We start from the raw sequence: 26,146 nt of genomic DNA on the forward strand, positions 1-26,146 counted from the left end.
ATCCGGCCTACGGATCGGTGCGGTGCCACCGGTTATTTCGGGAACTGATATGGGAACTATGATGGATTACGAAGAGTACTCTCCCAAAGAGCAACTACAGCTAACGGTCTGCCAGCGTCTGATCGCGGAAAAGAGCTATCTCTCCCAGGAAGAGATCCGCCGCGACTTACAGGAGCGTGGTTTTGAGACCATCAGCCAGTCCACCGTTTCACGTCTGCTCAAGTTGCTTGGTGTCATAAAAATTCGCAATGCCAAAGGGCTAAAGATTTATTCGCTGAATCCCCAGCTGCGCCCGGCCCCCGACGCGGCGCGTACGGTCTCTGAAATGGTGGTGAGCGTGGAGCACAACAGCGAATTTATCCTTATCCATACCGTCGCCGGATATGGCCGCGCGGTGGCGCGTATTCTGGATTATCACCAGTTACCGGAAATTTTAGGTGTAGTGGCCGGGAGCAGTATTGTCTGGGTCGCGCCCCGCGTAGTGAAGCGCACCGCGCTGGTACATAAGCAAATTAATTATTTACTCAGAACGCATTAATATTCACAAAGAACCGTTTGCATTGAGTAAAGCGTGCATTAAATCGCTTGATCCCAAAAGCGAGCTGCGTATAATGCCCGACAATTTGCCGGGAGGAAGCATGGTCAAGCGTGTACGACATAACGTCTTACCGCGTCTGAAATCAGACGCTGGCCTGCCGTTTTTCTTCCCGTTGCTAAACCTATTCCCAGAGCCCCTCATTTGAGGGGCTTTTTTTTGCCCGGCGTCAGGAGATAAACATGAATCCGCTTTATCAAAAACACATCATTTCCATAAACGACCTCAGCCGCGAAGAGCTGGAACTGGTTCTGGAAACCGCGGCAAAACTGAAGGCCAATCCGCAACCGGAGCTGTTGAAGCACAAGGTGATTGCGAGCTGCTTCTTCGAAGCCTCGACCCGCACCCGCCTCTCCTTCGAAACCTCCATGCACCGTCTGGGCGCGAGCGTGGTGGGCTTCTCGGACAGCAGCAACACGTCGCTGGGCAAAAAAGGCGAAACCCTGGCGGATACCATTTCGGTTATCAGTACCTACGTTGACGCGATTGTGATGCGCCACCCGCAGGAGGGCGCGGCGCGTCTGGCGACCGAGTTTTCCGGCGGCATTCCGGTGCTGAACGCCGGTGACGGTGCTAACCAGCATCCGACGCAGACCCTGCTGGATCTGTTCACCATTCAGGAGACGCAGGGCACGCTTGAGAACCTGAACATCGCCATGGTCGGCGACCTGAAATATGGCCGCACCGTCCACTCCCTGACCCAGGCGCTGGCGAAATTTAACGGCAACCGCTTCTTCTTTATCGCGCCGGACGCGCTGGCGATGCCGCAGTACATTCTCGACATGCTGGACGAGAAAGGCATCGCGTGGAGCCTGCACGCCAGTATCGAAGAGGTGATGGGCAACGTGGATATTCTCTACATGACCCGCGTGCAGAAAGAGCGTCTGGATCCGTCCGAGTACGCCAACGTGAAGGCGCAGTTCGTGCTGCGCGCCAGCGACCTTGAAGGCGCGCGTGACAATATGAAGGTGCTGCACCCGCTGCCGCGCATCGATGAGATCACCACAGACGTGGACAAAACGCCGCACGCCTGGTACTTCCAGCAGGCCGGAAACGGCATCTTCGCTCGCCAGGCGTTACTGGCACTGGTTCTGAATCGCGAATTAGCTCTGTAAGGGGAGACGACCATGACACACGATAACAAACTCCAGGTTGAAGCCATCAAGCGTGGCACCGTGATTGACCACATCCCTGCGCAGGTGGGCTTTAAGCTGCTGACGCTGTTCAAACTGACCGAAACCGACCAGCGCATCACCATCGGCCTGAACCTGCCGTCGGGTGAAATGGGCCGTAAAGACCTGATCAAAATCGAGAACACCTTCCTGACCGACGAGCAGGTTAACCAGCTGTCGCTGTACGCGCCGGACGCCACGGTTAACCGCATCGACGATTACGACGTGGTGGGCAAATCCCGCCCAAGCCTGCCGGATCGCATCGAAAGCGTGCTGGTCTGCCCGAACAGCAACTGCATCAGTCATGCTGAGCCGGTTTCCTCCAGTTTCGCAGTGAAAAAACGCGCCAATGACATCGCACTCAAATGCAAATACTGCGAAAAAGAGTTTTCTCATTATGTGGTGCTGGCCAACTAATTGAGGTTGGTAATGAAATCCCGGCTGTTATAATGGCCGGGAACATTCTTAACGCTGTAATTCTGGAGAAAAAATGAGCAAAGTACTCGCGACGGAAAATGCACCAGCGGCTATCGGCCCATACGTTCAGGGCGTTGATCTGGGCAGCATGATCATCACTTCTGGTCAGATCCCGGTGAACCCAAAAACCGGTGAAGTGCCAGCCGACGTAGCGGCGCAGGCGCGTCAGTCGCTGGAAAACGTGCAGGCGATCGTGGAATCTGCCGGTCTGAAAGTGGGCGATATCGTCAAAACCACTGTGTTCGTGAAAGATCTGAATGATTTCGCGACCGTTAACGCCACTTACGAAGCGTTCTTCACCGAGCACAACGCGACCTTCCCGGCTCGCTCTTGCGTGGAAGTGGCGCGTCTTCCAAAAGACGTGAAAATTGAAATTGAAGCGATTGCCGTACGTCGCTAATTCAATTCAATTAAGAAAGGGCAGCTTAGCTGTCCTTTTTATTTCGGCTATTTTTACTCTCCATATAAAATGACAAATCGCACCGTCCATTATTAAGCTTCTCCACCCGGTAATATTCTCTAATAATGGATGAGTAATGAAACTTTCAAAAATTGCACTTGCCCTCGCGACAGTGACCGTTGCATCGTCGGCATTTGCTCACGGCTATATTGAATCTCCAGCCAGCCGCGCCTATATGTGTAAGCTTGGCCAAAATATTGATTGCGGCGCTGTACAGTATGAACCGCAGAGCGTGGAAAAAACTTCCGGTTTCCCGACCGGCGCTATGCCGCCGGACGGCCAGCTCGCCAGTGCAGGTATTTCCCAGTATTCTCAGCTGGATAAGCAAAGCCTGAATGCCTGGACCAAAAACCCGATAACAGCAGGCCCGCATGAGTTCGTCTGGCATCATACTGCACCGCATAAAACCACTAACTGGCGCTATTACATCACCAAACAAAACTGGGATCCAAATAAGCCGCTGACTCGTGATCAATTTGAATTAACTCCATTCTGTACGATCAACGGAAATAGTCAGGCACCAGCCGTAACAAAATCTATGACTTGCAATGTTCCTGCGCGTACGGGGTACCAGGTTATTTACGGCGTGTGGGAAATTGCGGACACCTCAAATAGCTTTTATCAGGCCATTGACGTTGATTTCGGGAATGGTGGCAACGTTACCCCGGATGAAACGCCTGCGATCGTTTCCGAATGGAGCAAAACCCTTAGCGGCCAGATTGCCGGTAATAACCTGAACGTGGGCGATAAGGTTATCGCACGCTTCTTCGACGCCAACGGTGAAGTGACCGCCATGCGTACCGAAATGACCATCGGCTCTGCTGAACAAGGCGACGCTAACCAGTGGTCTTACGATCTGGCGCAAAAGATCAACACCGCTCAGAGCGATGTCCGCGTCGGTGTTAAAGATGAAGCCGGTGACATCAGCCCGGTTCACGGCGCCAACAGCGTATTCGTGAAAGAGGGCAGCACGCTGAAATCCGTTGCCATCTCCTATGAAGAGCAAAAAGCGCAGGTGAGCGAGACCATCGCCGTTTCCGATCTGCAATACAGCAAAATCGAACATGGCAATGCGACCGTCACCTTCCACGTCAACACGCAGGGTGACGTTAATTTTGAAGCGCACGTGATGAACCACCACGGTGCGGAAAAAGGTTACCTGAAGCAGGACATGAACAACGTCAATCAGGACGTGACCATGACGTTGACTGACGTGACGGCGGGACACCATATGCTGAAATACTACGCGACCAATAAAGACGGCACGATGTTCGCCCAGGACGTGCTGAACCTGATGCTGGAAAGCGATGCGGCTGCGGACAGCACCGGCCACCACGACTTTACCTTCCCGGACAATATCGCCTCGTACAAAGCGGGCACCGTGGTACTACAGCCAAAAGACGGTAAGACCTACGAATGTAAGCCTTTCCCGTACAGCGGCTACTGCGTGCAGTACAGCCCAACCGCAAACCAGTTTGAGCCTGGCGTTGGCGCGCACTGGAAAGAGGCGTGGGTGTTGAAGAACTGAGTGGAAAAACCTTACCCCTCACCCTAACCCTCTCCCCAAAGGGGAGAGGGAACGGATCGAGCCCCCTCGCCTGGCCCTCTCTCCAAAGGGGAGAGGGTACCGATAGAGCCCCCTCGCCTGGCCCTCCCTCCAAAGGGGAGAGGGTACCGATAGTGCCCCTCGCCCCTATGGGGAGAGGGGTTGGGGTGAGGGGTATTTTTTTCTACTGATTCCGCGTCGCACGCAGCAGCGTTTCCAGCGGGTACACCGCCGCAATCACCACCTCGTCCTGGATTGTCGCCGCGTTATCCAGTTCGCTCTGGATCGACGCGATCTCTTTATCATCCAGCGTTCCCTGACGCGCCACCAGATCCGTCAGCCTCAGGCCAATCGAGGCCAGCTTGTCCACCTCCTGAATCACCGGTTTGATGGCCTTCAACTGATAGCTGTTTTCGCTCAAGGCCAGCACGTCGCTGGTGTTGTTCTGCCAGCGGTTAAAGACGTGGCGCAGCGCGTCGGCGCTCTCCGTGTCTTCCGCATCGCTCACCAGACGGTCAGCCCATTTATTCATCTGACGCACGGTCGCACTTTCCGCGTTTAGCGCGTCAGCGAGCCGGTTGAGCGGCTCAAACTGATGATAGTTTCCGGCATGGAACTTAAGATGCTGACGGGTGTAATACTGCGCCGGTTCAAGCGCCTGGGCGAGGATTTGCAGCGGCAAGGTATCCGCATTGTTAGCGAGGCGCGTGAATTGTATCTGCTGCTGGGTATGCTGCTGTAGCCCAACCGATACCGTGGACCAGCTGTCCATCGCCTGGAGCCGGGTATACATGTTGTCGATGTCGTTGACGTCCTTCGCCGACCAAAGCCGCTCCGCCACCGCAAAGGCGCGCGGCCACAGACGGATATCCAGCACTGGCGCGATCACGTTTTCCGCCCACAGCGCGGCTTCACCGCCGAGCAGATTGGCCTCGTTCGCCGGGTCCGGCACCACCGGCGGAACGCCTTTCGGCACCTCGTCCAGACGCGTGCCGCTAATCGGGTAGCGGGCGTTACCCACCAGGAAATAGCCGCTGAGCTTATCGTTCTCAACAGAAACGACCGGACGCGTTTCACCCATCCAGGTATCAACGGTAAACGTTACCTGATTGTCGTCCCGCCACTGAATGTTATCCACCGCCCGACGCGATTTCCCGGCAAAATCAATGAATCCGCGCCAGCCAGCATCGCCTTTCGCCAGCGTAAAGCTGCCTTCCACCGGCTTGCCTTTCAGACGCGGCATGGAGAAAGCCCAGCTCTGGACGCTGTCGGTGTCTGCTATCACATCCACGCCGTTCAACCCCTGCGGCACAATTTCATTGCGGTAGTGGTAGGCGGTGGATTGCGGCTGATCAAGGTAGAAACCGGTAGAGAGAATGCCCTTATAGCCGTTCTGCGCCACCTGCCCCAGCGCGTCCTGTCCCTGCCAGGACTGGATCAGAATGCTTTTCGGCAGATCGGGATGGTAGATCTCATCCCAGCCAACCATCTGCCGGTGGTGCTTCTCAAGGATCGTCTCCAGCTTGCGGTTGAAATACGCCTGCAACGCATGGCTGTCCGCCAGTTTGTTGTCGCGCATGAATCTCTGGATCGCAGCGTTCGCTTTCCACTGGCTGTCGTCAACCTCATCGCCGCCAATATGCAGATACGGATCCGGGAAGATCGCCGCCAGTTCGCTGACCATCGCGTTGGCAAAGGTATAGGTCGCCTCTTTGGTGGGATCCAGCACTGGCTTAAGCACGCCCCAGTGGCGCTCCATGGCGTACGGCCCCGGCGCGCTCATCAGCTCCGGGTAGGCGACGGCAATCGCCGAGGCGTGGCCCGGCATATCAATTTCCGGCACCACGCGTATGCCGCGCTCGGCAGCGTAACGCACAATCTCGCGCATCTGCTCCGGGGTGTAGAACAGCCCATCGCTGGCAAGCTGGGTTAATTTTGGATAACGCTTCGAGGTAAAGCGCCAGCCCTGATCGTCCGTCAAATGCCAGTGCAGGACGTTGAGCTTAGCCGCGGCCATGCCGTCGATCTGGCGTTTGATATCGGGTAACGGGATGAAATGGCGCGCTGAATCGAGCAGCAGCCCGCGCCACGGGAAGCGCGGCGAATCTTCAATGGTAACCCACGGAATCGAGGTGTTTTCGGCACCGTTCTGCATCAGCTGGAGCAAGGTTTCCATGGCGCGCAGCGCGCCGAAGCGGGTGTTGGCGGAGATATTTACGCCGTTGGCGTCCACCGTGAGTTTATAGCTCTCATCGCTGTCCGGCAGCGGCTGCGGCTTCACTTTTTTAGCGATGGAAATACGGATGGTTGGCTTGTCAGGTTTTTCGGCCTGCGGCTGTAGCGTCCAGCCAGTTTGCAGGGCGATGCGCTGGCGCAGGCGGTTGACCGCATCCCCCAGATCGTCGCCACTGACGCTCACGGTGAGTTGATTGGTAAGCACCAGCGCACCCTGCGTGGTCGGGCGTTCAACCTTCGCAGGCCAGGGCATTAAGGGAAGGTCGCCTGCCGGGGCGGCAAAGGCGGAGGCGCCGAGCATGAGCCCGGCGGTTAAGAGGCTGTACCGTAACATGAATGTTCCTTATCTGACGGGCCAAATAAAGGCAAAACATTCTGTTAACATGCGCTCAAATTGTCGTCAAGCGAATGCGCCGACGGAGATCACAGGTTGTTGAATTTGGGAGGAAAGCCAGCTGCCGGGTGGCGGCTTCGCCTTACCCGGCCTACGTTCGGATCGTAGGCCCGGTAAGCGCAGCGCCACCGGGCTTGCCGTTACTGCCATCCATACCGACGGCTATAGAACCCTTTGACCATCTGCGTCAGCACCATGTAACCCGCGAGGATCGCCACCAGCCACGGGAAGTAGCTCAGCGGCAGCGCCTGAAGTTGCAGGTAACTTGCAAGCGGCGAGAACGGCAGCGCGATCCCGAGCGCCATCACAATGCCCGTCATCACGATCAGCGGCCATGCGGCACGGCTCTGGATAAACGGAATGCGGCGGGTGCGGATCATATGCACAATCAGGGTCTGGGACAGCAGCCCCACCACGAACCAGCCGGACTGGAACAGCGTCTGGTGTTCCGGGGTGTTGGCGTGGAACACAAACCACATCAGGCAGAAGGTCAGAATGTCAAAGATGGAGCTGATCGGCCCAAAGAACAGCATAAAGCGCCCCAAATCGGCGGGGTTCCAGCGCTGCGGCTTCTGGATCTGCTCGTCGTCCACGTTATCAAACGGGATGGCGACCTGAGAGACATCGTACATCAGGTTCTGGATCAGCAGGTGCAGCGGCAGCATCGGCAGGAACGGCAGGAAGGCGCTCGCCACCAGCACGCTGAAGACGTTACCGAAGTTGGAGCTGGCGGTCATTTTGATGTATTTGAGCATATTGGCGAAGGTGCGACGCCCTTCGATGACGCCCTCCTCCAGCACCATCAGGCTCTTTTCCAGCAGAATGATATCTGCCGCCTCGCGGGCGATATCCACCGCGCCGTCCACGGAGATACCGATATCCGCCGCACGCAGGGCTGGCGCATCGTTGATGCCGTCGCCCATAAAGCCCACCACGTGCCCTTCACGACGCAGCAGAGTGACGATGCGTTCTTTATGCATCGGCGTCAGGCGGGCAAACAGCGTGGTGCGCAGGGCAAGCTCGGCCAGCTCATCGTCGGACAGGTGCTCAATGTCGCTCCCCACCACGACGTCGCCCGCGTCCAGGCCCACTTCGTGGCACACTTTGGCCGCCACCAGCTCGCTGTCGCCGGTCAGGATTTTGACGGTGATCCCGCTCGCTTTCAGTGCTTTCAGCGCCGGCGCGGTGGTCTCTTTCGGCGGATCGAGGAATGCGATGTAACCCTCGAGGATCAAATCGGATTCATCGATACGCTGGTAGTCCCCTTCCCGCGCGGGCAGGAACTTGCTTGCTACCGCCACCACGCGCAGCCCCTGACGGTTCAGGTTATCGGTGACGCGTTTGATGCGGCGCAGCATGGTCTCATCCAGCGGCACGATCTCGCCGTTATGACGCACCTGCGTGGAAACATTCAGGATCTCCTGCAATGCCCCTTTGCAGATCAGCTGATGTACGTCCGGCTGCTCGCTGACCACCACCGACATGCGGCGCCGTTCAAAGTCGAACGGAATTTCGTCCACCTTCTGCCAGCGGCCGGAGAGCATGCGGGCAGACTCTTCATCCACCCCTTCCAGCACCGCCACGTCGAGCAGGTTTTTCAGCCCTGTCTGGTAGTGACTGTTCAGCCACGCGCTGTACAGCACCCGTTCGCTGGTCTTTCCGGCGATATCGGTGTGGTTCTCCAGCACGATTTTGTCCTGGGTCAGGGTGCCGGTTTTATCGGTGCAAAGAATGTCCATCGCGCCAAAGTTCTGGATGGCGTCGAGGTGTTTGACGATCACCTTTTGTTTAGAGAGTTTGACCGCCCCGCGCGCCAGCGTGGAGGTGACAATCATCGGCAGCATTTCCGGCGTTAAGCCGACAGCCACGGAGAGGGCGAACAGCGCCGCTTCCCACCAGTCACCTTTGGTGTAGCCGTTGATCAGCAGGACAATCGGCGTCATGACCATCATAAAGCGGATCAGCAGCATGCTGACGCGGCCAATGCCTTTCTGGAATGCGTTCGGCTCGCTCTCCTGCTCGCTGACGCGTCCGGCAAGCTGCCCAAACCAGGTGTTGCCGCCGGTAGCGGTGACAATGGCCTGCGCCGTGCCGCTGACCACCGTGGTGCCCATAAAGCACAGGGTGTCGCATTCCAGCGGGTTCATCTGCTGCGGATCGCGGGTCCTCGCCACCTTCTCCACGGGCAGGGATTCACCGGTGAGGGACGCCTGCGCGACGAACAGATCCCGCGCCTGGATGATGCGTAAATCCGCCGGGATCATGTCCCCCGCCGCCAGCTTCACCAGATCGCCCGGCACCAGCTGGTCAATGGGCAGTTCAATCCAGGCGTTTTCGCCGAGGTCGTTAATCACACGCGACACGGTGGCAGTATTGCTGACCATCGCTTTCAGCGCATCCGCCGCTTTGGTGGAGCGCGCTTCCTGAATAAAGTTAAGCAGCGTGGAGATCCCCACCATCAGGGCAATTACGCCTGCGGCAAACAGATCTTCAGTGGCGTAAGAGATAATCCCGAGCACCGTCAGCAGCAGGTTGAACGGATTGCGGTAGCAGAGCCACAGGTGGACCCACCATGGTGAGGTTTTTTGCGCCGGGATCTGGTTATCGCCATGTTCCTCGCGGATTTTTGACACTTCTTGCGCGTTCAGCCCTTCCGGGTGGCCGCCAAAGGCGCGCCAGACTTCGTTTTCATCCATCGCCGCCACGTTCAGGCAGCGCTCGGTCAGGGAAGCGGGGATTTCCGCGCCCGCCAGGATGTTGGCATTTGGCAGCGGATCGCGCGCAATCAGGCGATGTGGCAGGTGGCGGCTCAGCTGCGCGAACAGCTGCCGGGTGATATTTTTCAGCATAGTCATTCCCCCGCATCCGCAAAGGCGGACGCAGTTTTCCCGCAGGCGTGGCAGAGCCGTACCTGTCAGGCACTTAATTTATCAAGCAGGAACGTATGAACGTTGCTGCCTCACGCCGGTGAGACAGCAAAAGGCTGGCTTACCGGAAAGAAGGTTTTCTCCTGGTCAGGAGAGGTGTGGGATCGGGATCCATGTGGCCTCCGGTAAGTTAAAATGGGATGTCGTCGCGCAGTATAAGGATTTAACCATACCTTTTGTGACTATTCGGGCGGTATGATACCCCCTCGTAAATAAACCGCACGTAAACCAGACTTTGCCCATAGCGAATTCGCAGGATAGCATTAGGCTCAACTGATTATTTTATCGTTGTTACAGGGAATACAGCATGCAGAACCGCCTTACGATTAAAGACATCGCGCGTTTAAGCGGCGTGGGGAAATCGACCGTCTCACGCGTGCTTAACAACGAAAGCGGTGTCAGCGAGCGCACACGCGAGCGCGTCGAGGCGGTGATGAATCAGCACGGTTTTTCCCCTTCCCGCTCCGCGCGCGCCATGCGCGGGCAGAGCGATAAAGTGGTCGCCATTATTGTCTCGCGTCTGGATTCCCTCTCCGAAAACCTCGCCGTACAGACGATGCTGCCCGCGTTCTACGAGCAGGGCTACGATCCGATCATGATGGAGAGCAAGTTCTCGGCGCAAATGGTGGAGGAGCATCTCGGTATGCTTCAGCGCCGCAACATTGATGGCGTAGTGCTGTTCGGGTTTACCGGCCTTAAAGAGGACGTGCTTAAACCCTGGCAGCCGTCTCTGGTGCTGCTGGCGCGCGACGCCAGCGGGTTTGCCTCTGTCTGTTACGATGACGAAGGGGCAATCGTTATCCTGATGCAGCGCCTGTATGAACAGGGCCATCGGCATATCAGCTATCTCGGCGTGCCGCATGCCGACATCACCACCGGCAAGCGTCGCCATGAAGCGTACCTGGCGTTTTGTAAAAAAAACAATCTCCCCGCCGTGGCCGCGCTGCCTGGACTGGGTATGAAACAGGGATATGAGCAGGTCGCCAGCGTGCTGACTGCACAAACCACCGCCCTGGTGTGCGCCACGGATACCCTTGCATTGGGTGCGAGCAAATATTTGCAGGAACAACGCATCGGGGAGCTGCAGTTAGCGAGCGTGGGAAGCACGCCGCTGATGAAGTTCTTACACCCGGAGATTATCAGCGTTGACCCGGGTTATGCCGAGTCTGGCCGGCAGGCTGCCGCGCAGCTGATCGAGCAAATTACCGGGCGTACCGAGCCCCGTCAGATCGTTATTCCAGCCCGCCTCTCATAATTTTTTTGAATGGATTATTGTGATCTTCGCCCGATTTCGGGAACGTTCCCATTTTCGCCGTCACGTTGAAGGAGTAGGCTTGCGCACAGGTCATAACCCCTTTCACCATCTGTCATGAGGTTTCATGATGAGTAAAGTCAAACAAGCCGAAATCGATCAGCTGATCGTCCTGGTCGGCGGACGCGAGAACATCGCCACCGTCAGCCATTGCATTACCCGCCTGCGCTTCGTGCTGAACGATCCGGCCAAAGCCAATCCGAAAGCCATTGAAGAGTTGAAAATGGTTAAAGGCTGCTTCACCAACGCCGGGCAGTTCCAGGTGGTGATTGGTACCGAAGTGGGCGATTACTATCAGGCTCTGCTGGCGACTACCGGGCACTCTTCCGCCGATAAAGAGCAGGCGAAGAAGGCAGCGCGCCAGAATATGAAATGGCATGAGCAGCTGATTTCCCATTTTGCGGAGATCTTCTTCCCACTGCTGCCTGCGCTGATCAGCGGGGGCTTAATTCTGGGCTTCCGTAACGTCATCGGCGATGTGCCAATGAGCGACGGCAAAACCCTGGCGCAGATGTACCCGGCGCTGCAAAGCATCTATGACTTCCTGTGGCTGATTGGCGAAGCCATCTTCTTCTATCTGCCGGTCGGGATCTGCTGGTCAGCGGTGCGCAAGATGGGCGGAACGCCCATTCTCGGAATCGTACTCGGCGTGACGCTGGTCTCTCCGCAGTTAATGAACGCTTACTTACTTGGTCAGCAAACGCCAGAGGTGTGGAACTTCGGCCTGTTTACCATCGCCAAAGTGGGCTACCAGGCGCAGGTTATCCCGGCATTGCTGGCGGGTCTGGCGCTGGGCTTTATTGAGACGCGTCTGAAGCGCATCGTGCCGGACTATCTCTATCTGGTGGTGGTCCCGGTCTGCTCGCTGATCCTGGCGGTGTTCCTGGCGCATGCCTTTATCGGTCCGTTTGGCCGCATGATTGGCGACGGCGTGGCCTTCGCGGTCCGTCACCTGATGACCGGCAGCTTCGCACCGATTGGCGCCGCACTGTTCGGCTTCCTGTACGCTCCGCTGGTGATCACCGGCGTGCACCAGACCACGCTGGCGATCGATATGCAGATGATCCAGAGCCTCGGCGGCACGCCGGTCTGGCCGATTATCGCCCTGTCTAACATTGCGCAGGCCTCCGCTGTAACCGGCATTATCATCGTCAGCCGTAAGCACAACGAGCGTGAGATCTCCGTTCCGGCTGCTATCTCCGCCTACCTCGGCGTCACTGAACCGGCGATGTACGGTATCAACCTGAAATATCGCTTCCCGATGCTCTGCGCGATGATCGGCTCCGGTCTGGCGGGCTTGCTGTGCGGCCTGAACGGCGTAATGGCAAACGGGATTGGCGTCGGCGGCCTGCCGGGTATCCTCTCCATTCAGCCTTCATTCTGGCAGGTGTTTGCGCTGGCGATGGCGGTGGCGATTATCATCCCAATGGCGCTGACTACCGTGGTTTACCAGCGTAAGTTCCGTCAGGGCACGTTGCAGATTGTTTAATTCCCTTTTTCGGGGCGCAGTTGCGCCCCTTCGCATTTGCAGGAACGTACTATGAATACCCTTCCTCACTGGTGGCAGAACGGCGTTATCTATCAGATTTACCCAAAGAGTTTTCAGGATACCACCGGCAGCGGCACCGGCGATCTGCGCGGCGTAACGCAGCGCCTTGACTACCTGAAAACCCTTGGCATTGACGCCATCTGGCTGACGCCGTTTTATATCTCGCCGCAGGTGGATAACGGTTACGACGTGGCGAACTACACTGCCATCGACCCGACCTACGGCACGCTGGACGACTTTGACGAGCTGGTTGCCCGGGCGCATGAACGTGGCATCCGCATTGTGCTGGATATGGTCTTTAACCACACGTCCACGCAGCACGCCTGGTTCCGTGAGTCGCTGGATAAAGCGAGTCCGTACCGTGAGTTCTATATCTGGCGCGACGGTACGCCGGACGCGCTTCCCAACAACTGGCGCTCCAAGTTTGGCGGCAACGCCTGGCGCTGGCATGCCGAAAGCGAGCAGTATTATCTGCATCTGTTCGCGCCGGAGCAGGCGGATCTCAACTGGGAAAACCCGGCGGTGCGCGCCGAGCTGAAAAAAGTGTGCGAGTTCTGGGCCGATCGCGGCGTGGACGGCTTGCGTCTGGATGTCATTAACCTGATTTCAAAAGATCAGGATTTCCCGGACGACACCATCGGGGATGGCCGACGTTTCTACACTGACGGGCCGCGCATCCACGAATATCTCCAGGAGATGAGCCGGGATGTCTTTACGCCGCGCAACCTGATGACGGTGGGCGAGATGTCCTCCACCTCGCTGGAGAACTGTCAGCAGTATGCGTCGCTCGACGGGCGCGAGCTGTCGATGACCTTTAACTTCCATCATCTTAAGGTGGATTACCCCGGCGGCGAAAAGTGGACGCTTGCGAAGCCGGACTTCGTGGCGCTGAAAACCCTTTTCCGCCACTGGCAGCAGGGGATGCACAACAAAGCCTGGAACGCGCTGTTCTGGTGTAACCATGACCAGCCGCGCATCGTGTCACGCTTTGGTGACGAAGGGGAACACCGCGTGGCGGCGGCGAAAATGCTCGGTATGGTGCTGCACGGGATGCAGGGCACGCCGTATATTTATCAGGGTGAAGAGCTGGGCATGACCAACCCGCATTTCAGCCGTATCACCGACTACCGCGACGTAGAAAGCCTGAACATGTTCGCCGAACAGCGGGCGAACGGCCGCGATACGGATGAACTGCTGGCGATTCTGGCGAGTAAGTCACGTGATAATGGGCGCACGCCGATGCAGTGGGACGCCTCGCACAATGCGGGCTTTACCGGGGGCGAACCGTGGATTGGTGTCTGCGACAACTACGAAATCGTGAACGCCCGCGCGGCGCTGGACGACCCCGATTCGGTGTTCTACACCTATCAGTCGCTGATTCGCCTGCGCAAAACCCTGCCGGTGCTGACGTGGGGGGATTATGAGGATCTCCTGCCTGACCACCCTTCCCTGTGGTGCTATCGCCGCCAGTGGCAGGGGCAAACGCTGATGGTGGTGGCGAACCTGAGCCATTTGCCTCAGGAATGGCAAGCGGACGCTCTCAGCGGCGAGTCGCAGGTGGTGATAAGCAACTACCCCGGCCCTCAAACCTCAATGCTTCGTCCGTTTGAAGCCGTGTGGTGGTTAAAGCAGTAATTCCTCCGCCGGGCACGATGTCGTGTCCGGCTTACTTTACTGTTTTTGTTGAATAATTAATCAGATTTTTCCTTCGCGTCTTTACAATTGCCTCAGCGCCCGCCGTTTGTACTCTCGTCTTTTTACTTTGTCCTGCATCAAAAAAATCGCAAACATGTTTGATGCAAATCACTATATGTAGCACTTAAAATGCACGCCGACCCAACATCTTGTATTTATCGTCTACTATTCCAACAACAAGACGGCGCGAACGCTGGCCGGAATTGTGGATAACACGAGCTGGGCACGCGGGAAGTCTTTGCCTCGGCGAGGAATACGCCCGGTGAATACTTCTCCACCTCTGTGGATAACCTGTTTTTAAAATGGAGTGATCATGACACCGCATGTGATGAAACGTGATGGCTGTAAAGTGCCGTTTAAATCAGAGCGCATCAAAGAAGCCATTCTGCGTGCAGCTAAAGCAGCGGGAGTCGATGACGCAGATTACTGCGCCACCGTCGCAGAAGTCGTTAGCAGCCAGATGCACGAACGCAGCCAGGTGGATATCAACGAGATCCAGACCGCGGTTGAAAACCAGCTGATGTCTGGTCCGTACAAGCAGCTGGCGCGCGCCTACATTGAGTATCGTCACGACCGTGACGTCCAGCGTGAGAAACGGGGTCGCCTTAACCAGGAGATCCGCGGCCTGGTAGAGCAAACCAACTCGTCGCTGCTCAATGAAAATGCCAATAAAGACAGCAAAGTGATCCCGACCCAGCGCGACCTGCTGGCCGGTATCGTCGCCAAGCACTATGCCCGTCAGCATCTGCTGCCGCGCGATGTAGTCTCGGCGCACGAGCGCGGTGAGATCCACTATCACGATCTCGACTACTCGCCGTTCTTCCCGATGTTTAACTGCATGCTGATCGACCTGAAAGGCATGCTGACCCAGGGTTTTAAAATGGGTAACGCCGAGATTGAGCCGCCGAAATCCATCTCCACCGCGACGGCGGTCACGGCGCAGATCATCGCCCAGGTGGCGAGCCACATCTATGGCGGCACCACCATTAACCGCATTGATGAAGTGCTGGCCCCGTTCGTGACCGAGAGCTTCAACAAACACCGTAAAACGGCGGAAGAGTGGCAGATCCCGGATGCTGACGGTTACGCCCGTTCCCGCACCGAGAAAGAGTGCTACGACGCCTTCCAGTCGCTGGAATATGAGGTAAACACGCTGCACACCGCCAACGGCCAGACGCCGTTTGTGACCTTCGGGTTTGGCCTCGGCACCAGCTGGGAATCACGCCTGATCCAGCAGTCTATTCTGCGCAACCGTATCTCCGGCCTCGGTAAAAACCGTAAAACGGCGGTGTTCCCGAAACTGGTGTTCGCCATCCGCGACGGCCTGAACCACAAGTTTGGCGATCCGAACTACGACATCAAACAGCTGGCGCTGGAGTGTGCGAGCAAGCGTATGTACCCGGATATCCTCAACTACGACCAGGTGGTAAAAGTCACGGGTTCGTTTAAAACGCCAATGGGCTGCCGCAGCTTCCTCGGCGTGTACGAAGATGAGAACGGCGAGCAGATCCACGACGGGCGCAACAACCTGGGCGTCATCAGCCTGAACCTGCCGCGCATCGCGCTGGAAGCCAAAGGGAATGAAGCGGCCTTCTGGACACTGCTGGATGAACGTTTACAGCTGGCACGTAAGGCGCTGATGACCCGCATCGCCCGTCTTGAAGGGGTGAAAGCCCGCGTCGCGCCAATTCTCTATATGGAAGGGGCCTGCGGCGTGCGCCTGAAGGCGGATGATGATGTGTCGGAGATCTTCAAAAACGGTCGCGCGTCGATCTCTCTCGGCTATATCGGCATTCACGAAACCATTAACGCGCTGTTTGGCGACAAGCACATCTATGACAACGACGCCCTGCGTGAGAAAGGTATCGCGATTGTGCAGCGCCTGCGCGATGCGGTAGACCAGTGGAAAGAGGAAACCGGCTACGGTTTCAGCCTGTACAGCACGCCGAGCGAAAACCTCTGCGATCGCTTCTGCCGTCTGGATACCGCCGAGTTCGGCATCGTGGAAGGGGTGACCGACAAAGGTTACTACACCAACAGCTTCCACCTCGATGTGGAGAAGAAGGTGAACCCGTACGACAAGATCGACTTCGAAGCGGCCTATCCGCCCATCGCGAACGGCGGTTTTATCTGCTACGGCGAGTACCCGAACATTCAGCACAACCTGAAGGCGCTGGAAGACGTGTGGGACTATAGCTACCAGCACGTTCCGTACTACGGAACCAACACGCCAATCGACGAGTGCTACGAGTGCGGCTTTACCGGTGAGTTCGAGTGTACCAGCAAAGGCTTCACCTGCCCGAAATGCGGTAACCACGATGCAGCCCGCGTCTCCGTGACCCGCCGCGTGTGCGGCTACCTCGGCAGCCCGGACGCCCGTCCGTTTAACGCCGGTAAGCAGGAAGAGGTGAAGCGCAGGGTGAAACATCTGGGGAATGGGCAGATCGGGTAATCCACTGCCACGTTAATGCCCGGTGGCGCTGCGCTTACCGGGCCTACGGACCGCTCTCTTTTGTAGGCCGGGTAAGCGCAGCGCCACCCGGCGTGGTTATTCGCGATGAACTATCACCAGTACTACCCCGTCGACATCGTCAACGGCCCCGGCACCCGCTGCACCCTCTTTGTATCAGGCTGCGTTCACGAGTGCCCCGGCTGCTATAACAAAAGCACCTGGCGCCTGAACTCGGGTATGCCGTTTACCGCTGAGATGGAAGACCGCATCATCAACGACCTGAACGACACGCGCATTAAACGCCAGGGGATCTCGCTCTCCGGCGGCGACCCGCTCCATCCGCAAAACGTGCCGGCGATCCTGAAGCTGGTAAAACGCATCCGCCGCGAGTGCGCGGGAAAAGACATCTGGGTCTGGACGGGTTACAAGCTGGATGAACTGAATGCGCAGCAGAAGGAAGTGGTGGATCTGATTAACGTCCTGGTCGACGGCAAGTTCGTGCAGGATCTAAAAGATCCTATGCTTATCTGGCGCGGCAGCAGCAACCAGGTTGTGCATCATCTGCGTTGAATGAAGGCGGATATCCTCTTTCCGCCTGAACGTCAAAACCGACTCACACTCTCCATTGCCTCAGCCTTAAACGCCGCAAAATCCTCGCACTGGCACAGGCGCGCCATCGCGCGTTCACGCAGGAAAGTGACAAAAATATCGTAAATCGCCATTGCCTCTTCGTACTCGCTTTTGCTGATGGCGAGCAGAAAAATGACATGGGCGGTTTCATCTCCCCACTGAATGCCCTGCGGCGCCAGCACGGTGTAGACCACCGTTTTTTGCGCCAGCAGGCCGAGGGAGTGCGGCAGCGCGATGCCGTCGCCGAGCATAGTGCTGACGATAGCTTCACGCTCGATAACCGATTCCAGAAATTCCGCACCGACAAAGCCTTCGCTTTCAAGCTGCCCACACAGTTCGCGGAACAGCGTTTGCTGGTCGACAGGCTTGTCGAGAATGCGGAAATGGGCCGCGTCGAAGTATTTCTCCAGCATCCACGGGCGGGTACGGTCCACCAGCACCAGCTTGCCGATCTGCTCTAACTGATAATCGGTCGGGAACGGGGCGATTATCACCACCGGTTTGGATTTTTCGCTCACGCGAGCGGTGGAGATCACGAAGTCTTCGCCGATGGCATCGGCAAGTTCGTACTCGCGCAGGGTGAGCGTGCGCGTCACCTCAATCTGCGGGTATTTGCGCTGAAGCACCGCCTCGATCATGCGCACCATCGCGTTACCGGCGTCACATACCAGCAGCACGCGCGGCTGACGCTGGTAGCCGATGTTGTAGTGGCGCTCCAGACCGACACCGATATGCAGCACCAGAAAACCAATTTCGTTTTCGCTGATCACATACGGCGTGTATTTGCCCCAGCTCGACACCGCCGCGAGGGTCATATCCCACGCCATCGGGTAGTGCTGCTTGATGTTATCCAGCAGCGGATTGGGGATCATGATTTGATACCGCACGCGGGTAATCATGGTTTTGATGTGCGTGAGCAGATCTGCATGCAGTTGCTCGTCGCTCAACAGGTTGTAGTTATAGTGGGTGTTGATGTAGCGCAGGATATAGTTGACCAGGGCTTCGTCGTCGTCAGCATTAATGGCGCTGGGGGCGATCTCCTGGATCTGCCGCGCCGCAATGTGCACGCACAGCCAGCTCTCTTCCGATGGTGAAAGCGCCTTGCCCGCCAGCTCCTGGATAGCCACCGCAATATCTTTCGCCGCCTCGCGTACGTTCTCTTCCACGTCTTCAGCGTGGAATTCCGGCAGCGGATACCCCTCGCTGATGCGCCGCACCGACACCGCGCAGTACAGGCGCAGGAACAGCTCGCCTTCATCGGTCAGGCGAATGTGATGGCGCGTCAGCGCGTCGTGCAGGACAGGGACCATCTTTTCCGCCACGCCCGCGTTGAGCGCCACGTCGGTCACCAGCGGGTTAAGGCTATCCTGCTGCGCCAGCTCCCACAGGAGGTCGGTCAGGCAGGCGCGGATCGCCATCTCGCTGCCAAACAGCTTCATGCCGTGGCGCGGGCGGGTTTCCAGCGTCAGGTTGTAACGGTGAAACCACTCGCGCACTTCCACCATGTCGCTCTGCAATGTGGCCCGGCTGACGAACCACTCATCGGCCAGATCCTCCAGCTTGAGGGAAAAGGCTGACGTCAGAAAACGCACCACCAGATAGTGCACACGCTCCGGTCCGGTTCGCGGAATACGCAGCGCGCGCGGGTGGGACGACTGCAATTGTTGATAGCGCACCACATCATTGATTTTGAGCTGATAGCCGTTGCCCCGGCTCAAAATGAACTGCGCACCGTGGCTGGCCAGCAGCGCGTTCAGGGCGGTGATATCCGCCCGGACGGTTCGCGTGGAGACCGACAGCCGCTGCGCCAGCTCGTCCTGCGGCAGCGTCTCGTTTTGCAACAGATCGAAAAGTTGCGCTAAACGTTGGTTCGGAAATCGCACGTCGTTGTCCTCTTACTGCTCAGGGTGAAATGACCATCTGGGATGGGCTGCCGACCGGGGTATAGTCTGACTCGGCGCTCAGCTTGCCGTCCGGCGCCACGCGGAAACGGGTAATGTTGTCGCTGCGCTGGTTCATGACGTACAGCCAGCGGCCCTGCTTATCAAGCGTCAGGGTGCGCGGATAGTCACCCCGCGTCCAGACATCGTCCTGATGCGTCAGCGTGCCCTCCGCCGTTACGGTAAAGTGCCCGATGCTGTTATGCAAACGGTTAGCGACATACAGCTGTTTCCCGTCGGCGCTTAGCGCCAGCCCGGCAGCAAAACTGGTGCCTTTATAACCGTCCGGCAAGGCTGAAACCGTTTTACCCTCTTTCAGCCTGCCGTTGCTGTCCAGCGCATAATGGGTGAGCGTAGAGGCTTCTTCGTTAATCAGCCACAGGGCATCCCCCTTCGGCGTAAAGACGAAGTGGCGCGGCCCGGCCCCTTTTGAGGAGGCGCTTATAAACGGCGGATCGTTCGGGGTCAGCTTTCCGGTTCGATCGTCAAAACGGTACTGATAGATGCGATCCAGCCCCAGATCGGTGGAAAAAACGTATTTCCCGCTCGGATCGGCGGCGATCATGTGCGCGTGAGGGCCGTTATGATCGCTGATGGCGAAACTGCCCTCGACGGCAGCTTCCGGCTTTGCCGCGCCCGGTTCGCCTTTGTCCTGATGGGTGTCCTTAGCATCGCCCAGGCTGCCGTCTGCGTTAACGGGCAGCACCGCGATCGATCCGCTGACGTAGTTCGCCACCAGCAAATGTTTGCCGTTCGGCGTCAGGGAAAGATACACCGGCCCCGCGCCGCCGGAGGCCACCTGATTCAGCTCGCTCAGCGCGCCGTTATCGCCTATTCGCAACGCCTGCACCACGCCCTGCTCCACCTCGCTTGCCAGGTAGAGCATTTTGCCGTCGTGCGAGACGGTAAGCTGCGCAGCGTTCGGGAGTTGGCTCACCAGCGTTTTGTTATCGAGCGCGCCGGTTTGCGGGTCGACGGTAAAACGGTACAGCCCTTCGCCGTTGGGATTATAGGTACCCACCCAGGCGTATTGCGTCTGGGCGACAGCGGCGGTGGCGAGCATTGAGAGTGAAGCGACAAGCAGGGTACGGGTGTGCATGGTGGCTCCTTCGGGTGTGTGCGGTGTGTTTCCCCTCACCCTAACCCTCTTCCCAAAGGGGAGAGGGGACGATTACACCCTCTCCCCTTTGGGGAGAGGGCTGGGGTGAGGGGCAGGTTCTACTTCACCAGCTTCTTCGTCATCTCCAGCAGCGTACGCACATCTTCCGGACGCGTGTCGCCGCTGGCTTTGTCGATAATCGAGCTGTAGATATGCGGGATGATTTTGCTCACGCCCGCGTCCAGGGCGATCTGCAGGATCTCCTCAAAGTTCTCCAGATCGATTCCCCCGGTCGGCTCCAGCCAGAAGTCGTGACGGGCGCAGGCTTCCGCCACCGCTTTATACTCGTCACGGCACTTGAGGCCGCCCATCGGGAAGTACTTGATTGAGCTGCCGCCGAAATCTTTCAGCAGGGCAATCGCGGTTTCCACCGGCACAATGCCGTCCGGCGCGTTGCTGCTCAGCGGGCCGGTGGAAATTTTAACCATGCCGACGGTGCCGGTCGGGGAGACCAGGCCATTGACCACCGACTCATTCTGCCCCAGCAGCGCGCGGCTGGCGGCCACGCCGGTAAAGACCTGATTGACGTGCTGCGGCTGTACCTGGCGGGAGATTTCACTCACCATCGCCGACTGGTTCGGATCGCCTGCGCCCAGCCCCACAGAGAGCGCGTTATCAATCAGTGCCGCGTACTCGCGCATATCCGCGACGGCGCTCGCCACGTCGGGGTAATTTTTGGAGAGCACGCCCACCAGCACATGACCTTCCGCCGCCTCGTAAATGGCGCTGGCGTTGGCTTTCGATCCTGCCAGCACGTTCAGGCAGACGCGGTCACGGTAAAAGTTGGGGGTCAGTTTCATGCTTTTTTCTCCTGTCCTAATACTTCGCTAATACGGCGGTACACGATGTTCAGCTGATCAGCATTCACGCTGCGCACATCCGCTTCGATAATCCCTTCGTTAGCTTTATAGCCACGGAAGTAAATGGCGTATTCGCCCTGCTTCAGCGCGTTCACCAGTTCACCGGTGCCAACGCCGGTGGTGGCTTCGTCAAACTTAATCTCGGTGCGGGCGATGTCGCGTCCGGCGCTGTCCCAGACCACGCGCGCGGTGACGCCGTTCAGGGTGTTGAGCGCGTCAATAAACGGCGTCATCTTCGACACCATCTCGGCCCCGCTCTCTTTGGTGGCCGTCAGGTAGTGTTCGATGGCGCAGGTCAGGCCAAGAATGCCCTCTTTGCCCACCTTCATCGCGCGGCCAATGCCCGCCGTCTGGCGCTTCACCCACTCAACGTACTGGGTTTTGCCGATCACCAGGCCGCTGGTTGGCCCTTCAATCGCCTTCGCGCCGCTGTAGATCACCAGATCGGCGCCGGATCGGTAATAGGTATGCAGATCTTCTTCCGCCGCGGCATCAACGATCAGCGGCAGGTCGTGTTTACGCGCAACCACCGCCGCCTGCTCGACGCTGAGCATGCTTTTCTGTACGCAGTGGTGCGATTTAATGTAGAGGATAGCCGCTGTACGCGGGGTGATCGCTGCCGCCAGCTGATCGGCAGAGCATTCGTTGGCGTAGCCCGCTTCCACCAGCCTGCCGCCACCCAGCGCTACCATGGTGCCTACCGGCGCGCCAAAGTTAACGTTGTGGCCTTTCGGCAGGACGATCTCGTTGTTCTCAATCGGTGTGACGTGCAGGTTTTCCAGCAGCCAGTCGCTGTCTTTCACCAGTACCGCCGCCACGGACTGGGCAATGCCCGCTGACGCGCAGGAGACCACCGTTGCGCCTTCCACCTCCAGCAACTTCGCGATGTATTCGCCGGTTTTATTGACCAGATCCTTTATCTCGAAATAGTGATTCATGCCGTCCATCGCCGCCTGCACCACTTCCGGGCGCGGCGTGGAGACACCCAGCGCCGTCATGCGGCCAGAGGTGTTGATAACCTGCTTTAAGTTGTACTTCTCATAAATCGAAGGCATGTTCCGTGCTCCCTTGTTCGGTCATGTAGCCCTTGCCCGCGCGGATCGCGGCAAGCGGCACCAGAATGTGTTCAGCCTGCAGGCTGTCGTTTTCAGCATCCGTCAGCACCGTCGGCTGGCGTTTAAGGGTGAACAGCGTCAGGTCAGCGTCGAGGCCAGGCTGAATGCGGCCTTTGCGCGTCAGGCGCAGGCCGTCGGCGGCGTTGGCGGTGACGCAGTCAATCACCTGCGGCAATGACATGCCGATGGCGAGGAATTTCGACATCACGCTTGCCAGCGAGCCGACCGGGCCGTTGATGCGGTTGCGGCAGTAGATATCCGAGCTGATGGTGTGCGGCAGAATGCCCATCGCGATGGCGCGTTTCGCCACCTCAAAGCTGAAGCTCGCCGTGCCGTGGCCGACGTCCAGACGCACGCCGCGCTTCAGCGCAGACGTAATGGAGGCGCGCAGCTCGCCGGAGGGCGTCAGAATGCGGTTGGGCTTGCCGTTGTAGCAGTGGGTAATGATGTCGCCGGAGCTTAACAGCTCGGCAATCTCATCAAGGTTCGGCGGGTTGTTGCCGATGTGCACCATCAGCGGCAGGTCGCCATTCTCTTTTTGAATCGCTTTCGCGCGCTCCAGCGGGGTAATGCCGTTTTCACCGACCACGCTGCTGCTCATGCGCGCCTTCAGGCCGACGATAAAATCCGGGTAGCGCGTCACCGCCTGCTTCACCGCATCAGCATCAATATTGGCCATATTGGCCAGCTCGTTCTGGGCAATCAGCCCCACGCGGGAGATGTTCAGCAGGGCAAACACCTCGGTGGATGCTTTGCGGGTAATGGCGTAAAAATCATCCACGTCGTCGGCCCCGGTACTGCCCGCGTCCACCACGGTGGTGACGCCGGTGGCAATGCCCACGCTGTCCGGCTCGTCGTGGTAGATCGGGGAGTTCGGGTAGCAGTGGACGTGGGAGTCAATCCAGCCCGCGCTGACGAACACGTCACCGTTAAGCTCAACCGTTTTACGAGCGGGAGCGTCAATTTGGCCTGTCGCGGCGATCTTCCCGTCCTGAATGGCGATATCGGTCAGGTTATCGTCGGCGAGGCGCGCACGGCGCAGGAGTAGATCAAACATGGGGTTCTCCTGATAAGGCGGGCACCGAAGCGCCCGCAGGTATTAAAGGGCGACCGGGAACAGCCAGCCCAAAATCATTGCGCCGAGGATGGCGCCACCGGTAATCGGCTTCTGCCAGATGTAGAACAGCAGCGCGCCCACCAGGGAACCGACGCCGATTGGAATGGAGGCGGTCATGGCGCTGAGGATAATCAACGGCCCGAGGAAGCGGCCGGAGGCGTTACCCGCGCCCATCATCACGTCTGCACCGTAGGTGGAGTTACTCTGGTTGATGGTGAACTTACGCGCCAGGATGATGACGTAGCCAATCGCCAGACCAATCACCAGGCCGGTAATCAGCGAGGCAATAAAGTTGGTCACCGGGAACATGATCCCCGCGCCCAGCAGCAGCGCCGGTACGCCGAGGCCCACGCCGGTCTGGATCGCCCCGCCGATGTCGAGAATCCCGACCAGCGACCCTTCGATGATACGGGCGAACAGGAAGCTTGCGCCGAACGCCGCCACCGCGCCGTAAACGCCGGTATCGATTCCCGCTTTCAGCATCGCCACGAAGGCCACTTCGTTAAACGCGCCGATACCGTAGAGGTAGTACATGTGCGTCCCGGCGAAGACGCCGGAGGAGAGCAGGCCAACGAAGATCGGGAACGACCAGTCGGCATACCAAAAACCTTTATTCTGTTCCATTTAGAGGCTCCTGTTATTTACCGCTGAGCGAGTTGTGGATCATGTCGAGCCAGTTCGGCACGGTCAGATGGAAGGATTCGATCATCTTCATGTCGAAGCCGCGGAAGAAGCCGCTCAGCACAAACAGCAGGACGATCGCCGCCATCATCACTTTGGTGACGTGGTTCCAGCCGCTCTCTTCCACGCCTTTACCGATCAGGATCCCCAGCACCAGGCCCGGCACGGCGTTACCCATGATCAGCTGCGCTGCGCCGCCAAAGATGGTGGCCCAGAAGCCCGATTTTTTACCCGCGTCGATGGCTGCCAGCCAGAAGATCACCGGCATCACGGTGTTGACCAGCAGGTTCGCGGCAGGCACCAGCACCTTCACGGCGGTGACCTGAAGCGCAGCCGGAACGGAGGAGGCGGTCAGGTTAAGGAAGGTCACGACAATCATGCCGATAATGCCGCAGGCAATCGCCATTTTGCGCGGGTCATGCAGCGTTTCACCGACGTTACGGTTTTTGATCATCAGTGCAGCAGCACCCCAGTTCGGGATGATGCGGTGGTCAACGTCCTGTGTGAAGGCACCTGCGGCCACGGAAGAGGCCCAGGCGTTAAAGAAGAAACCTAACCCAAAGGAGAAGTGGGACGCCGGATCCCCTTCACAGGAGTTCAGTTCCCCCAATGTACGAAACGCGCCCATACCCTGAGTGGTAGGCGCATGAAACATGCGTGCAGCCCCGGCTCCAACACCGACGCCAACCAGGCCGCCAATGATGAGCGATTTTATTAATATAATTAAGAACATCAGTCTGCCCTTTTATGAATAATCAGCGTTGCGTGACGAAATCCACCTGGTCGAGATTGATGGCGGTCACGTTGACGGTCACATCCAGCTCCACGCTGTAGGTGCGTCTTTCCCGACGCAGAAAGAAGAACAAAAACGCTTCTTTTCGCACCGCTTCTTGCGCCTGAACAACCTGCACATCCTGTGGCTCAATACGCAGTAAGATATGCGGTGAGGCTTTCATCACCGCGGCCTGTACGTGGTTGAGGGCGTCGGCAAAGGCGCGCGCTTTGGCGTCGCCCTTCCCCTTCACTCTCACCGTGGTCGTGAACTGTTCTTTCATGCTTACGCGCCGTATTTCTTCTGCCACGCCTGTACCAGACGCTCGCCCAGCTCTTCTTTATCCATAAAGCCAAAGCCCAGCACGTTGCAGCCTTCGTTGATAGCGGTCACCCCCTCATCCACGGAGCGCATGCCGTATTTGGCCTTGTAGCCGTATTTGGTCTGGGCGGTGATGGCACCCGCGCCGCCGCTGCCGCAGAACGAGATCCCGAAGGTGGCGTTTTCTGCTTTCATCACGTCACCGAGCTTCATATCCGCTGCCATGCCCGGTACGACAACCGCGCGTCCGCCGGCTTTTTCCACACCCGCAGCCACTTTCTGACCTTTACCCAGGCGATCGCCAATCACGACTGTAATCTGTTCCATGTGTTGCTCCTTAAAGGTTGTCTTTCGCGACTTCGAAGTGAACGGAGAGCAGCCAGGCTTCTTCATCAGGAAGATTGCCAAACTGCGCTACCACTTCACGGGCAAGTTGCATTGAATCTGGTGAAATTTCGTCGAACAGCTCTGCTTCAACCTCCGGCAGCGGCTCGCCGGTCACAGACCGGTGCGCCATTGCGCGAACGTGGGAGGTCAGCATCTGCTCCTGTACCGCGTTGGGGATGATGTTGTGCCGGGCCAGCAGGGCGTAGACCTGCTGAAGCATGGTGTTCGCGAGCTGTTCTGTTTGCACCGCCTGTTCCCCAACGTCGTTCATTACCGCTCCGTTAATCACTCGTCTTACCCCGTTAATGGCTCTGGAATAAAACTAACGTCGAGGGGGCGTTGTTTGTAGC

General features: G+C 57.9%; 23 protein-coding genes and 1 pseudogene. 11 read left to right on the top strand and 13 right to left on the bottom strand.

What is annotated here, in order from left to right:
* Positions 1 to 58: 58 nt before the first annotated feature.
* On the top strand, positions 59 to 538 hold the full coding sequence (locus CKK19_RS02530; protein WP_003863366.1) for an arginine repressor: 480 nt from the start codon (positions 59 to 61) through the stop codon (positions 536 to 538).
* A gap of 3 nt (positions 539 to 541) precedes the next feature.
* On the opposite strand, the pseudogene CKK19_RS02535 reads toward CKK19_RS02530, so the two are convergent.
* Positions 542 to 659: pseudogene (locus tag CKK19_RS02535) on the bottom strand (hypothetical protein).
* Between CKK19_RS02535 and CKK19_RS02540 the strand changes: the two are divergent.
* From CKK19_RS02540 to gbpA, 5 genes are all read left to right on the top strand, one after another.
* The gene (locus CKK19_RS02540; RefSeq protein ID WP_022646880.1) at positions 639 to 743 is read left to right on the top strand and encodes a pyrBI operon leader peptide; all 105 of its coding nucleotides are present in this window, start codon (positions 639 to 641) and stop codon (positions 741 to 743) included. The pseudogene CKK19_RS02535 and the gene CKK19_RS02540 sit on opposite strands and share 21 nt — an antisense overlap.
* Positions 744 to 777: 34 nt before the next feature.
* A complete protein-coding gene (gene pyrB, locus CKK19_RS02545) occupies positions 778 to 1,710 on the top strand; it encodes an aspartate carbamoyltransferase (protein ID WP_003863368.1) in 933 nt (310 codons plus the stop codon).
* 12 nt (positions 1,711 to 1,722) lie between these two features.
* The gene (gene pyrI, locus CKK19_RS02550; protein WP_003863370.1) at positions 1,723 to 2,184 is read left to right on the top strand and encodes an aspartate carbamoyltransferase regulatory subunit; all 462 of its coding nucleotides are present in this window, start codon (positions 1,723 to 1,725) and stop codon (positions 2,182 to 2,184) included.
* 73 nt (positions 2,185 to 2,257) lie between these two features.
* Complete coding sequence (gene ridA / locus CKK19_RS02555) at positions 2,258 to 2,644, top strand: 2-iminobutanoate/2-iminopropanoate deaminase (protein ID WP_003863373.1); 387 nt, start codon at positions 2,258 to 2,260, stop codon at positions 2,642 to 2,644.
* Positions 2,645 to 2,780: 136 nt separating this feature from the next.
* Complete coding sequence (gene gbpA, locus CKK19_RS02560) at positions 2,781 to 4,232, top strand: N-acetylglucosamine-binding protein GbpA (RefSeq protein ID WP_032625241.1); 1,452 nt, start codon at positions 2,781 to 2,783, stop codon at positions 4,230 to 4,232.
* Between the two features lie 202 nt (positions 4,233 to 4,434).
* Here gbpA and CKK19_RS02565 read toward each other — a convergent pair whose 3' ends face one another.
* Positions 4,435 to 6,819: a beta-N-acetylhexosaminidase gene (locus CKK19_RS02565; protein ID WP_063853056.1), complete on the bottom strand. Its 2,385-nt coding sequence runs from the start codon at positions 6,817 to 6,819 to the stop codon at positions 4,435 to 4,437.
* Positions 6,820 to 7,019: 200 nt separating this feature from the next.
* Complete coding sequence (gene mgtA / locus CKK19_RS02570; protein ID WP_063853149.1) at positions 7,020 to 9,728, bottom strand: magnesium-translocating P-type ATPase; 2,709 nt, start codon at positions 9,726 to 9,728, stop codon at positions 7,020 to 7,022.
* 385 nt (positions 9,729 to 10,113) lie between these two features.
* On the opposite strand from mgtA, the gene treR reads away from it, so the two are divergent.
* The 5 genes from treR (at position 10,114) to nrdG (ending at position 17,384) form a co-directional block, all read left to right on the top strand.
* Entirely contained in the window at positions 10,114 to 11,061 is a 948-nt protein-coding gene (treR, locus tag CKK19_RS02575; protein WP_063853058.1) for a trehalose operon repressor TreR, read from the top strand.
* A gap of 127 nt (positions 11,062 to 11,188) precedes the next feature.
* The gene (gene treB, locus CKK19_RS02580; RefSeq protein WP_063853150.1) at positions 11,189 to 12,607 is read left to right on the top strand and encodes a PTS trehalose transporter subunit IIBC; all 1,419 of its coding nucleotides are present in this window, start codon (positions 11,189 to 11,191) and stop codon (positions 12,605 to 12,607) included.
* Positions 12,608 to 12,658: 51 nt separating this feature from the next.
* Positions 12,659 to 14,302, top strand: a complete 1,644-nt coding sequence (gene treC / locus CKK19_RS02585) for an alpha,alpha-phosphotrehalase (RefSeq protein WP_063853060.1) — start codon at positions 12,659 to 12,661, stop codon at positions 14,300 to 14,302.
* 373 nt (positions 14,303 to 14,675) lie between these two features.
* Positions 14,676 to 16,814: an anaerobic ribonucleoside-triphosphate reductase gene (gene nrdD / locus CKK19_RS02590; protein WP_063853061.1), complete on the top strand. Its 2,139-nt coding sequence runs from the start codon at positions 14,676 to 14,678 to the stop codon at positions 16,812 to 16,814.
* A 105-nt stretch (positions 16,815 to 16,919) separates the two neighbouring features.
* Positions 16,920 to 17,384: an anaerobic ribonucleoside-triphosphate reductase-activating protein gene (nrdG, locus tag CKK19_RS02595; protein ID WP_022646867.1), complete on the top strand. Its 465-nt coding sequence runs from the start codon at positions 16,920 to 16,922 to the stop codon at positions 17,382 to 17,384.
* A 32-nt stretch (positions 17,385 to 17,416) separates the two neighbouring features.
* Here the strand turns inward: nrdG and CKK19_RS02600 are convergent, their stop codons facing one another.
* From CKK19_RS02600 to CKK19_RS02645, 10 genes are all read right to left on the bottom strand, one after another.
* The gene (locus CKK19_RS02600) at positions 17,417 to 19,327 is read right to left on the bottom strand and encodes a BglG family transcription antiterminator (protein ID WP_023305322.1); all 1,911 of its coding nucleotides are present in this window, start codon (positions 19,325 to 19,327) and stop codon (positions 17,417 to 17,419) included.
* 19 nt (positions 19,328 to 19,346) lie between these two features.
* A complete protein-coding gene (locus tag CKK19_RS02605) occupies positions 19,347 to 20,483 on the bottom strand; it encodes a lactonase family protein (RefSeq protein WP_063853063.1) in 1,137 nt (378 codons plus the stop codon).
* 119 nt (positions 20,484 to 20,602) lie between these two features.
* Positions 20,603 to 21,343 (bottom strand): 2-dehydro-3-deoxy-phosphogluconate aldolase, encoded by a 741-nt coding sequence (gene dagF / locus CKK19_RS02610; RefSeq protein ID WP_023299185.1) that lies wholly within the window; start codon positions 21,341 to 21,343, stop codon positions 20,603 to 20,605.
* Positions 21,340 to 22,458 (bottom strand): DgaE family pyridoxal phosphate-dependent ammonia lyase, encoded by a 1,119-nt coding sequence (locus tag CKK19_RS02615; protein ID WP_038415170.1) that lies wholly within the window; start codon positions 22,456 to 22,458, stop codon positions 21,340 to 21,342. The genes dagF and CKK19_RS02615 overlap by 4 nt, the downstream gene beginning before the upstream one ends.
* The gene (locus tag CKK19_RS02620; protein ID WP_063853065.1) at positions 22,442 to 23,575 is read right to left on the bottom strand and encodes an amidohydrolase/deacetylase family metallohydrolase; all 1,134 of its coding nucleotides are present in this window, start codon (positions 23,573 to 23,575) and stop codon (positions 22,442 to 22,444) included. The genes CKK19_RS02615 and CKK19_RS02620 overlap by 17 nt, the downstream gene beginning before the upstream one ends.
* Positions 23,576 to 23,617: 42 nt before the next feature.
* Positions 23,618 to 24,259, bottom strand: coding sequence for a DUF4310 family protein (locus CKK19_RS02625; RefSeq protein ID WP_003856081.1), 642 nt, complete (start codon positions 24,257 to 24,259; stop codon positions 23,618 to 23,620).
* Positions 24,260 to 24,272: 13 nt separating this feature from the next.
* On the bottom strand, positions 24,273 to 25,049 hold the full coding sequence (locus tag CKK19_RS02630; RefSeq protein WP_006810337.1) for a DUF4311 domain-containing protein: 777 nt from the start codon (positions 25,047 to 25,049) through the stop codon (positions 24,273 to 24,275).
* Positions 25,050 to 25,071: 22 nt separating this feature from the next.
* Positions 25,072 to 25,371: a DUF4312 family protein gene (locus tag CKK19_RS02635; protein ID WP_006810338.1), complete on the bottom strand. Its 300-nt coding sequence runs from the start codon at positions 25,369 to 25,371 to the stop codon at positions 25,072 to 25,074.
* A 2-nt stretch (positions 25,372 to 25,373) separates the two neighbouring features.
* Positions 25,374 to 25,736: an SFCGS family glycine-rich protein gene (locus CKK19_RS02640; RefSeq protein ID WP_006810339.1), complete on the bottom strand. Its 363-nt coding sequence runs from the start codon at positions 25,734 to 25,736 to the stop codon at positions 25,374 to 25,376.
* A 10-nt stretch (positions 25,737 to 25,746) separates the two neighbouring features.
* Entirely contained in the window at positions 25,747 to 26,085 is a 339-nt protein-coding gene (locus CKK19_RS02645) for a PRD domain-containing protein (protein ID WP_026080657.1), read from the bottom strand.
* Between the last annotated feature and the right edge of the window lie 61 nt (positions 26,086 to 26,146).

The sequence above is a fragment of the Enterobacter sp. CCUG 70166 genome (genome assembly GCF_020224095.1).
Taxonomy (GTDB): Bacteria; Pseudomonadota; Gammaproteobacteria; order Enterobacterales; family Enterobacteriaceae; genus Enterobacter; species Enterobacter intestinihominis.